At 32.3% G+C, this 10605-nt stretch carries 10 protein-coding genes; 1 reads left to right on the top strand and 9 read right to left on the bottom strand.

Annotated features, from left to right (window positions below):
- From ACI313_RS03495 to ACI313_RS03455, 9 genes are all read right to left on the bottom strand, one after another.
- Positions 1-1135 (bottom strand): DEAD/DEAH box helicase (locus tag ACI313_RS03495; protein ID WP_439755277.1); only part of this gene is annotated, 1135 nt, incomplete at its 3' end.
- A gap of 68 nt (positions 1136-1203) precedes the next feature.
- Positions 1204-2181: a hypothetical protein gene (locus tag ACI313_RS03490; RefSeq protein WP_439755276.1), complete on the bottom strand. Its 978-nt coding sequence runs from the start codon at positions 2179-2181 to the stop codon at positions 1204-1206.
- A 48-nt stretch (positions 2182-2229) separates the two neighbouring features.
- Positions 2230-3150 carry an ABC transporter ATP-binding protein gene (locus ACI313_RS03485; RefSeq protein WP_320607746.1) on the bottom strand — a complete coding sequence of 307 codons (921 nt, stop codon included), beginning with the start codon at positions 3148-3150 and terminating at the stop codon, positions 2230-2232.
- Entirely contained in the window at positions 3143-4234 is a 1092-nt protein-coding gene (locus ACI313_RS03480) for an ABC transporter ATP-binding protein (protein ID WP_439755275.1), read from the bottom strand. Before ACI313_RS03480 ends, ACI313_RS03485 begins: the two co-directional genes overlap by 8 nt.
- 3 nt (positions 4235-4237) lie before the next feature.
- Positions 4238-5170 carry an ABC transporter permease gene (locus tag ACI313_RS03475; RefSeq protein ID WP_320607744.1) on the bottom strand — a complete coding sequence of 311 codons (933 nt, stop codon included), beginning with the start codon at positions 5168-5170 and terminating at the stop codon, positions 4238-4240.
- Position 5171: 1 nt separating this feature from the next.
- A complete protein-coding gene (locus tag ACI313_RS03470) occupies positions 5172-6116 on the bottom strand; it encodes an ABC transporter permease (RefSeq protein ID WP_320607743.1) in 945 nt (314 codons plus the stop codon).
- Between the two features lie 62 nt (positions 6117-6178).
- The gene (locus tag ACI313_RS03465; protein WP_320607742.1) at positions 6179-7798 is read right to left on the bottom strand and encodes a peptide ABC transporter substrate-binding protein; all 1620 of its coding nucleotides are present in this window, start codon (positions 7796-7798) and stop codon (positions 6179-6181) included.
- A 388-nt stretch (positions 7799-8186) separates the two neighbouring features.
- Complete coding sequence (locus tag ACI313_RS03460) at positions 8187-9260, bottom strand: Mbeg1-like protein (protein WP_320607741.1); 1074 nt, start codon at positions 9258-9260, stop codon at positions 8187-8189.
- On the bottom strand, positions 9257-9559 hold the full coding sequence (locus tag ACI313_RS03455) for a rhodanese-like domain-containing protein (protein WP_439755274.1): 303 nt from the start codon (positions 9557-9559) through the stop codon (positions 9257-9259). The genes ACI313_RS03460 and ACI313_RS03455 overlap by 4 nt, the downstream gene beginning before the upstream one ends.
- 41 nt (positions 9560-9600) lie before the next feature.
- On the opposite strand from ACI313_RS03455, the gene ACI313_RS03450 reads away from it, so the two are divergent.
- Entirely contained in the window at positions 9601-10545 is a 945-nt protein-coding gene (locus tag ACI313_RS03450; protein ID WP_439755273.1) for a putative ABC transporter permease, read from the top strand.
- The last annotated feature ends 60 nt before the right edge of the window (positions 10546-10605 follow it).

The following is a 10605-nucleotide window of genomic DNA, read 5'->3' as shown; positions in this document are numbered from 1 at the left end:
TTTCTTCAGCGCTTGGGATTTCTTTTTCAATCATCTTCACATGACAAAGATTTTCAATTTGACGAAGACGTCTAAATTCTTTGCTTGTACATAAAGTATGTGAAACGCCTTCTTTTCCAGCTCTTCCCGTTCTTCCAATACGATGTACATAGTATTCAATTTCACTAGGAACATCATAGTTAATAACCGCTTCTACATTATCCACATCAATTCCACGTGCAGCAATGTCCGTACAAATGAAAAGATCAATTTCATTGTTTCGAAATTGTGACATCACAAAATCTCTTTGTTTCTGGTTTAAATCACCATGAAGTCCATTGGCATTAAAGCCATCTCTTTGTAGCTTATCACTTAATTCATCAACCATTGTCTTAGTATTACAGAAAATGACACAACGCGAATAGCGATAATGTCTTAATAAGCGTTTTAAGGCTTCATATTTATATTCTTTTTTAATCGCATAATAATATTGCGTGACATTTGCAATCGTTAATTGCGATGAAGTGACTTTTATAAATTCTGGATAATTTTGATAGTTTTTAGAAATATCTAAAATTGGTTTAGGCATCGTTGCCGAAAACAAGCATGTTTGATGAGGATGATCAATGGCATTTAAAATAACTTCAATGTCTTCTCTAAATCCCATATTCAACATTTCATCGGCTTCATCTAATACAACCATTTGAATTTGTTTACACTTTAACGTACGACGCTTTAAGTGATCAATCACACGTCCTGGTGTTCCTACAACAATTTGAGCTCCTTTTAAGGCTTTAATTTGTTGGTCAATACTTTGTCCTCCATAGATAGGTAAGATACGAATTCCTTGCATATATTTTGAATAATTTCTAAGTTCTTCGGCAATCTGCATAGCCAATTCTCTTGTAGGCGCTAAAATCAGAGCTTGTACGTTTTTATTCTCGGCATCGATTTTTTCTAACATTGGAATCCCAAAGGCAGCGGTTTTTCCCGTTCCTGTTTGAGCTTGTCCAGTGATATCGATTCCATCTAAAATTAAAGGAATGGCTTTTGCTTGAATAGGCGTTAATTTTTCATAACCCATAGCTAAGATTCCTCTTTTTAATACTTCATTAATTTCTAAGTCTATATATTTATATTCAGTGAATGATTCCATTTTTTCTCCTTTTCACGGTTTTCTATTTTAACAGAAAAAGAAAAAAAGAAAAGAAGTGATTTTCTTTTCTAGTCATAAAATAAATTAATTTGTTCAATGTGAGGTTCTAAATCAAAAGTGGCCGTAATATCAATGATTTTATTATCAATTTTTAAGATTAAACTATCATTTTTAATATCACTTGTATATAAATAACCATTATCTAATTTTTGATATTCTTCTGTTCGATGACTTTGTACAAAAACATCATAATAATCATCTACATCATTATGAACTTCATATATTGTTTGAAATAAAATATCTTCATCATTGGAATCAACACATGTTTTGGTATCCACAACCATACTATGGGCTTGTGACATTGTTTGAACTGTGGATTGTTTATTGAAATCAGATAATGTCATACAATCAACTTGTGTTTTTGTTCGTGAAAACCAATCAAGTGCACATCCTATTGGTAAACAAAGAATCGAAAGGATTAATAATCCTAAGGCAATGGTACTTAAGAATGATTTTTGTCTTTTCTTATTGGCTTTATATTGAACAAAGTGCATAAGCTTAATAAAACCAAATAAAAAGATAGAAATCCCTATCATAAAAGGAATCCAATATAACAGAATTTGTCCATTGGTTTGATAGTGCGATAAGTCATGGCTAAATAAATAAGGAATACATAGACATAAAAATAAACCTACAATAAATAATAAAATTGAAATCGATAATAATTGATTATTTAAATAGTCTTTAATTTTATCATCTCTTTGTTTGGGATACTTCATTTGATCGCCTTGAAAGAAAATCAATCTTCCTCTTTTTCCTATATAACGATAGGAATACGAATCATAAAGGTCCATTAATTGTTTACGGGCTTGCATCTCATTGCCTTTTAATACATCGATTTTATAGAAATAATGTTTATGATCTTGATTAAATTTTGAAATGTAGTTTATTTCAATAGGATTGATTCCCTGTTTTGATAAATCATTTAATTTATTTTCAAATTCATCGATTTGAAAACTATCATATGTGAATATTTTATATTTCATTTTTATCACCCATTTAATAATAAAAGAAGCTGATTAAAAAACCAACTTCTATTTACTCCATTGTGCAAATTCTTCATCTGTTGCCAAAACATAATGCGTATCTGATACATAGTGTTCAGTTCCTTTGTGATAGTCAATACCACTTGTATTATAGTCATATGTATACGATTTACGTTGTTTTTCTACTTTAGGATTTGGTTGAGGAATCGCTGACAACAAGGATTTTGTGTATGGGTGCAAAGGATTATTGAAAATTTCATCACTTGTTCCAGCTTCCACTAAGTGTCCTAAATGTAGTACCCCAATGCGATCACTGATGTAACGAACCATTGAAAGGTCATGGGCGATAAATAAAATGGATACACCTGTTTCTTTTTGAATTTTTTTCATTAAATTAACAACTTGAGCTTGAATGGAAACGTCCAAGGCACTAATGGCTTCATCGGCAATGATTAAATCTGGATTCATAATTAAGGCACGAGCAATTCCAATTCTTTGGCGTTGTCCTCCTGAGAATTGATGTGGATATCGTGAGGCAAATTCTCTTGATAAACCAACTAGTTCCAACATTTCATATACTTTTTCATTTCGTTCTTCAATAGATGAATAGTTTTTATGAATATCTAATCCTTCTCCAATGATATCAACAACCTTTTTTCTTGGGTTTAAACAAGCCATTGGATCTTGGAAAATCATCTGCATATTGGTACGAAGTTCTTTGGTTGTTTGTTTATCCATCTTATCGGAAATATCATGTCCATTAAAAATGATTTTTCCTGAAGTTGGTTTATATAAACGAATAATGCTTCGTCCTGTTGTGGATTTTCCTGAACCTGATTCCCCAACTAATCCATAGGTTTCGCCTGGATAAATATTAAACGAAATATCATCTACAGCTCTTACTGTATAGTTTCGATTAATTTTAAAATATTGTTTTAAGTGTTCTACGACAAGGATTGGCTCAGACATTTTTGCTTTCCTCCTTCATCTTTTCTAATCGTTTTTTCAATTCGATTGGCATTTCCACTTTAGGAGCATTGGGATGCATTAACCAAGAGGCAACTTTATGGGTTTTCGATCCTTCTACATTGAATACCGGTGGCTCCATTCGTAAATCAATGTTTAAGGCATATTTATTTCTTGGGGCAAAGGCATCGCCTTTGACTTCATGAATTAAGTTTGGTGGTGTACCTGGAATTGTATACAATTCATCATCTTCAGTATTTAAATCTGGCATACTTGATAAAAGTCCCCATGTATATGGATGACGAGGATCATAGAAAATTTCATCAACGGTTCCAGTTTCCACAATTTTACCGGCATACATGACATTGACATAGTCGGCAACTTTGGCAACAACGCCTAAGTCATGGGTGATATAAATAACAGATAATTCTTTTTTCTTTTGAATGTCTTGAATTAATTCAAGGATTTTGGCTTGAATGGTTACATCAAGAGCCGTTGTAGGTTCATCACAAATCAATACATATGGATCACACGATAGTGCAATGGCAATAACGATTCTTTGTCGCATTCCCCCTGATAATTGATGTGGATAGTTTTTCATGCGCTTTTCAGCATCCGTAATTCCTACTTCTTCTAATAATTCCACAGCACGATGATAAGCATCTTGTTTGGACATATGATAGTGATGAATCATGGGTTCCATAATTTGATTTCCAATGGTCATAGTTGGATTTAAAGAAGTCATAGGATCTTGGAATACCATCGCAATTTTACGACCACGAATTTCTTTTTGAAGGAAGTCTTCTCCACAAGTTACTAAATCCACTTCTTTGTCTTCATTTGTTTCTTCATCGGTCCAACGATATTTAATGGAACCTGAATCAATGTGTCCATTGCTTGCCAAAATCCCCATAATGGCTTTGGTTGTAACGGATTTACCCGAACCAGATTCACCAACAATCGCAACAGTTTCTCCTTTTTTTAATTTTAAATCAACGCCACGAATGGCTTTTAATTGTCCTCCATCGGTTTTGAAGGAAATGTGTAAGTCTTTAATGTGTAGTAAAGTTTCGCCATTTTGAATCATATTTTACATCTCCTTCATCGTTGGATCTAGAGCATCTCTTAGTCCGTCTCCAACTAAGTTAAAGCTTAACATTAAAATGGAAAATACAACTACAGGAATAACCATTTGATATGGATATACTGTAATTTTATCGAATCCATCGTTAATCAATGTTCCTAGAGAAGCAGCTGGAATTGGCAATCCCAATCCAACAAATGATAAATACGCTTCGTAGAAAATCGCATTAGGGATGGACATCATAACCATGATGATTAATTGTGAATAAATATTTGGTAAGATTTCTTTAAAGATAATAAAGAAACTACTTGCGCCTAATGTACGAGAAGCTAAGACGAATTCTTCTTCTTTAATTTTTAATACTTGGGCACGTGTAATACGACTCATTCCAATCCATTCTGTAAACGATAGTGCCACGATAATGGTGAATAAACTTGATTTCATAACCATTAATAATAAAGTTAAAACAACTAATGTTGGAATGGAGTTCACAATTTCTTGGAATCGTTGCATAATGGCATCTACTTTTCCTCCGAAGTATCCGGAAATCAATCCATAAATCATACCTACCACAACATCAATGACAATGGCAACACAGGCAATGAATAAGGAAATACGTGTTCCTTTCCATGTACGAACAAATAAATCACGTCCATAGGAATCTGTTCCAAAGATGTGTTGTGCACATGGTTTAATATTAGCTAAAGCAGTATTGATATCATCGAATTCCCATTTAGAAATCATGGGTGCAAATATCGCAAACAAAATAATAATCGCAATACAAATTAGACCAATAACCGCTCCTTTATTTTTACAGAAACGATCAATGGCATCTTTCCACGCTGGTTTCGATGGTAATACTTGGTCAATGGTAATATCTTGTTTATCACCGACGAATTCAAAATCATCGGCTAAGAATTCAATATTTAGTTCTTCCATTTTACTCATCCTTTCCTAATCGAATACGTGGATCGATAATTCCATAAGACACATCAATAATCAACATCATAATAATGTACATAGCAGCATATAAGAAGCTACAAGCTAAGATAATATTAATGTCATTTGATGTAATGGAATTAACTAATAATTTTCCAAGTCCTGGTACCGAACATATTTTTTCGACAACCATAGTACCGGTCATCAAGTTTACTAAGATTGGTCCTAAAATGGTAATAACAGGGATTAAGGAATTACGTAAAGCGTGTTTCATAATTAAAGTTTTACGATCCAATCCTTTGGCTTTGGCCAAGGTCATATATTCTGAATTCAATACTGAGACCATTTCGGTTCTTGTGAATCGAGCTACATTGGCAATAACCCCAACAGATAAAGCACTAATTGGCATAATAGAAGAAACAATAGCGTTTCTTGAGCTATATCCGGTTGGTAGTATTTTTAGTTTTGACGCGAAAACAATTAAAATCAACATTGCGAATACAAATGACGGAATGGAAACACCTAATACCGATAAAGCAGTAGCTAAGGTATCCCAAATTGTATTTTTATGTAAAGCGGCAAATACACCTAAAGCCATACCAATGATTGTTCCAATGATAACCGCGATAATTCCATACATAAATGAAATCTTAGCGGCTTTTCCAACCAATGTCGCAACTTTCATGTCTTTATACATGTTGTATGAAACACCAAAGTCTCCTGTCAACATTGATTTCACATAATACACAAATTGCACAGGAATGGGTTTATCCAATCCATATTTTGCTTCAATGGCTGCACGTGCCCCTGCCGATAGTTTTTCATTATTAATTGGCGATCCTGGTAAAAATTTAACCATCAGGAATAACACAACTAAAATAATGAATAAAGTCGCAATAGAAATTAGTAATCGTTTTCCAATATATTTTAATGTGGATTTACTCATTGTATTCTCCCTCTCTTTCAATATAAATATAGGCACAAGCTAAGTTGTGCCTATACAATTTTTTACTTAATTTCTACGTATTGGAATGTGTATGGAACACCAACAGGACGAATAATTAATCCTGATACATTTGGATTTTGAAGAGTAGCAGTACCTTTTTCAAATACTGGAATATATCCTAGATCGTTCATTAAGATTTCTTCAGCTTGAATCATGTAATCCCAACGAGTTTGTGCATCGGTTTCAACAGCTACTTTATCCATTAATGCATCGTAATCTGCACTTTCATAATGACCATAGTTATTACTATTACCAGTGATAGCTAATGTTAAGTATGTAGTAGGATCCGCATAGTCAGGTCCCCAACGAGTACAAGCAATATCGAAGTCACCGTTCTTTTGTTTGTTGTAGATACGATCTTGTTTAGTAGTTGCGACCATTTCAATATTTAATCCATCTAATTCAGAGAATGCGTTTTGTAGATATGTTGCCATAATATCCATTGGCGATTCATCTGTACCATATAATAAACGTAAAGTAATTTCTGATTTACCTAATTCTTTTAAACCAGCATCCAATGCTTCTTGAGCAGCACTTACATCATATGAAGTATAGTCTTTAGAATCATCACGGAAATCAGTTCCACTTGGACTTAATGATAAACCAGTTGGAATGAATCCACGAGCAACTTGTGAACCATCTTTTAATACATTTTCACATAAGTCATCACGATTGATTGCCAAAGATAAAGCTTTACGAACATTTAAATTAGCTAAATCTTCATTTTCAAAGTTGATTGATAAGTAGAATAAATATCCATCATTTACAATTTTGTAGTAATCTTCTGAACTGTATTTATCAACTAAATCAGAGTTGATTGCTGCGAAATCTGTTTCACCGTTTTCATAAGAAGCAGCAGCTGTAGCAGGATCTTGTACAAGTTTCATAACAACGTTATCAACTTTAACTGTATCTGCATTGTAGTACGAATCACTCTTTTCGAATTCAGCTACACTTCCTGGTTCCCAGTTTGTCATAACGAAAGCACCATTTCCTAAAATAGTATCAGCTGATTTACCATATTGATCACCTTGTTCTTCACAGAATGCTTCATTGATTGGATAGAAACAAGGGAATGTCATTAATTCATCAAAGAATTGTACAGGGACAGTTGTTTTAACTTCTAATGTTTTATCATCAACTGCTTTAACTGCCATCGCATCAAAATCAGCGTCTGTCAATTCTTCACCATTATCAAGTTTGTCACACATTTCAGTTGCACCTTCAATTGAAGCAATACCTGTTCCAAACATGTAATAGTAGTTTCCTACATTTTTGAAAATACGTTTCCAAGCGTAAACGAAATCATTAGCGGTAACATCATCCCCATTGGCCCATTTCGCATCATCACGAATTGTATAAGTATGAGTTAATCCATCGTCACTTACTTCTGATTTTTCCGCAACACCAGTTGTTACATTTCCATCTGCATCCAATGTCATTAATCCATCAATAACGGCATGTAAAGCAGTAAATGAACATCCATCATCGGCATCGGTAGAATCTAAGTTCTTAATATCTAATTCACTTGAATACACGTAAGTGTTTTCTGAACTACTTCCACATGCAGCAAGGGAAAGAGACATAAGAGCTGTAACGATCAAAGAAATTAATTTTTTCATAAATACGTTCCTCTCTTTTCTTTGTCTTTTTTAATATGGGTAAATAATAGTCTTTTTGAAAGCAGTTTTCAAGTATTATTTTCATAAATTTACACATTATTTTTCATACACTGTAAATAACATTAACATACTATGAAAATTGTTTCATAGTATGTTAAAAAAAAAGAGATGCACTGCATCTCAAAGACTTGTATATGGAGGATATGATTTGAACTTGGGTTATGCGTGTTGATTAAAAAGAAGTTCATTTCATTATATACAAATCAATACGAATCTTATTCGTGTCTTAACTATATATCATTTTCAAATGATTTATATAAATTTGTTCATTATTTATCAAAAACAAAAAATAAAATTTTTGAATTCATAAAATAAAGCTCTTTCATTTTTAGGAAACAAAATTCTTAGATAAAATCTTAACAAGTGAAACCAATAAATCCATTACATGTTTTTTATCTTCTTCATTCACATTCTTTAAAGAAGATACAATTTTCATAATATTTTTATACGATAAAAATTCTTCTACTGTATTCACATCTGTTTCTGATAATAACGTGTAAATAGTATCGATAAATTGTTTACGACCCGCTTCATCTACACTTTGTGTCCATTCTTTAATGGATTCATTGATAATTTGGCTTTCCTTTGATAGTTGTTCCTTTTTAATAAACGCTTTATTCATTAATTGCCATGAATAAATATCATGTTGCATGATGCCATTGTTGTCACTTTGAACAACAATGAAATGTTCTTTATGTTCTAACAACATCCCTACAATGGAGCTTTCTGGTAAATATGTACATATTTTATCTTTCATATTTAAATAACCATTGGATTCAAAGAAACTTAGTTCAAAGCCTGGTCCATCAAAGTTATACACAAAATCAATTTTACTTTGGTATTTCTTTAAAACCTTAATTGAAGCATACATAGCTAAGTTTCCACCTTTAGAATGTCCACCGATAATATATCGTCCCCGTAAAGAAGAAATAGCTCTTTGTAGATAGTCTTTACTAGATTGTTGACTAGGAACAATATCCATGAAGCTCATATTAAAATCTTCTTTCCATCCTACTAAAGTGCGATCGGTTCCACGAAACGAAACATAGTGTTTATTCTTTGAAAAAGTAATGGTAATGGCACAGAATTGTTTTTGTTGGTCGGAATCAATTTCATTTAAATAACCTGAAAGATACATTGAATTAAATCGTCTAGAATCTTTTAGTGCAATCAATAAATCTTGGTCGTATTTCCATGTGAGTTTAGAAACATAATCTTCTTGTGTTAATAATGTTTCAACAGCTTCTTTTATCGTTATTTTTTCTAAAAAAGAACATGGAACAATATCATCAAATGGTAGATATGAAAGACGAGCTAAAATCAAGGCATCGATTTCATTGAATTCATCTTGTTCAAGTGTTAAATCACCACGCCATGATAAATAATCTAGTATTGTACTCATACAATGGGTCCTTTATACATATTGATTCCGCCAATGTTTTTGACATTAGTATAGCCCATTTCTTTTAGTTTAAAACAGGCTTTAAAGCTTCTTTGTCCGCTTAAACAATAAGAATAAATAGGTGTCGATACATCAAGTATGATATCCTTAATTTTTTCAATTTCTTGCACTGGTATATTAATCGCATTTTCAATATGTCCATCTTGATATTCTTCTTGTGTTCGAACATCAATTAAAACAGCTCCCATATGGTTTTTATATTCTTGGATTCCTTCGTTTATAGGATTGTGGTTTATCATAACATTTGCCTCCTATTCCTACTTTATTGTACAATACTTTCATGAAAAATAATAAAACAAAAATTGAAACAAAGAGTCTTGAGTTATTAAATGCAGTTATTTCCCAACAAGAACATCAAGAAGATTTATATATTCAAATGGCGAAACAAGAAATAGGAGAAAACATTCCCAATTTAAATAATCAAATTAATGATGAACTTGATTCTTTAAATCGTGGAATAGAAAACATCAATGTAGCCTTAAAGACAACAGAAGAAATGAAAGATGAATTAAAGGCTCGTAATAAAGACATTAAAGGAAATCTTCCTAGTAATACGGAAATTGATTATGTAGAATCGATTTCCAATCACTTTGCCAAGGGAATCAATTTATATAAGATTTTATTAATTATGATTATTGGTTCTTTTCTTGGGGTTATTATCGAAATGATGTTTTGTTTCGTGAAATATGGATACATTGAATCTAGAACTTGTACCGTTATTGGACCATTCAATATTGTATATGGACTCGGTGCTACCTTCCTTTCAGTTTTCCTTTATAAATACCGTAATAGAGGCAATGGTTTATCATTTGTAGGTGGATTTATTGTTGGATCGGTTGTGGAATATCTTTGTTCGTATTTTCAAGAATTGATGTTTGGATCAACTTCCTGGGACTATAGTGCTATGCCCTTTAATTTAAATGGACGTATTTGTTTAATGTATTCTGTTTTTTGGGGTATTTTAGGTGTGTTATGGATTAAAGATATTTATCCATTAATGTCAAAATGGATTTTAAAGATTCCGAATAAAATCGGAAAAATATTCACAATCGCGATGACTGTTTTCTTAATTTTTGATTATTGTTTAAGTGGCGTAGTTGTTTTTCGTTGGATGAATCGTCAACAAGGGAATGTATCAGAAAACAAGATAGAAGAAACTATTGATGAAATATATCCAGATGAAAAAATGGAAAAGATTTATCCAAATTTAGTATTTAAAAAGTGAGCGTGTGAAGTGAACTGAATAAGTTGGACCAACTTAGGAGGTTCACTTTTTAATATGCGA

It is taken from the genome of Floccifex sp. (assembly GCF_051873495.1).
Classification (GTDB): Bacteria; Bacillota_I; Bacilli_A; order Erysipelotrichales; family Erysipelotrichaceae; genus Floccifex.
The sequence above is the reverse complement of the archived record's forward strand: the minus strand, read 5'-3'. Positions and strand labels throughout refer to the sequence as shown.

Bases quoted from the DNA above. Each gene is read 5' to 3' on its own strand.
- ACI313_RS03490 (WP_439755276.1), bottom strand. From the start codon at position 2,181: ATGAAATATAAAATATTCACATATGATAGTTTTCAAATCGATGAATTT.
- ACI313_RS03485 (WP_320607746.1), bottom strand. From the start codon at position 3,150: ATGTCTGAGCCAATCCTTGTCGTAGAACACTTAAAACAATATTTTAAA.
- ACI313_RS03480 (WP_439755275.1), bottom strand. From the start codon at position 4,234: ATGATTCAAAATGGCGAAACTTTACTACACATTAAAGACTTACACATT.
- ACI313_RS03475 (WP_320607744.1), bottom strand. From the start codon at position 5,170: ATGGAAGAACTAAATATTGAATTCTTAGCCGATGATTTTGAATTCGTC.
- ACI313_RS03470 (WP_320607743.1), bottom strand. From the start codon at position 6,116: ATGAGTAAATCCACATTAAAATATATTGGAAAACGATTACTAATTTCT.
- ACI313_RS03465 (WP_320607742.1), bottom strand. From the start codon at position 7,798: ATGAAAAAATTAATTTCTTTGATCGTTACAGCTCTTATGTCTCTTTCC.
- ACI313_RS03460 (WP_320607741.1), bottom strand. From the start codon at position 9,260: ATGAGTACAATACTAGATTATTTATCATGGCGTGGTGATTTAACACTT.
- ACI313_RS03455 (WP_439755274.1), bottom strand. From the start codon at position 9,559: ATGATAAACCACAATCCTATAAACGAAGGAATCCAAGAATATAAAAAC.
- ACI313_RS03450 (WP_439755273.1), top strand. From the start codon at position 9,601: ATGAAAAATAATAAAACAAAAATTGAAACAAAGAGTCTTGAGTTATTA.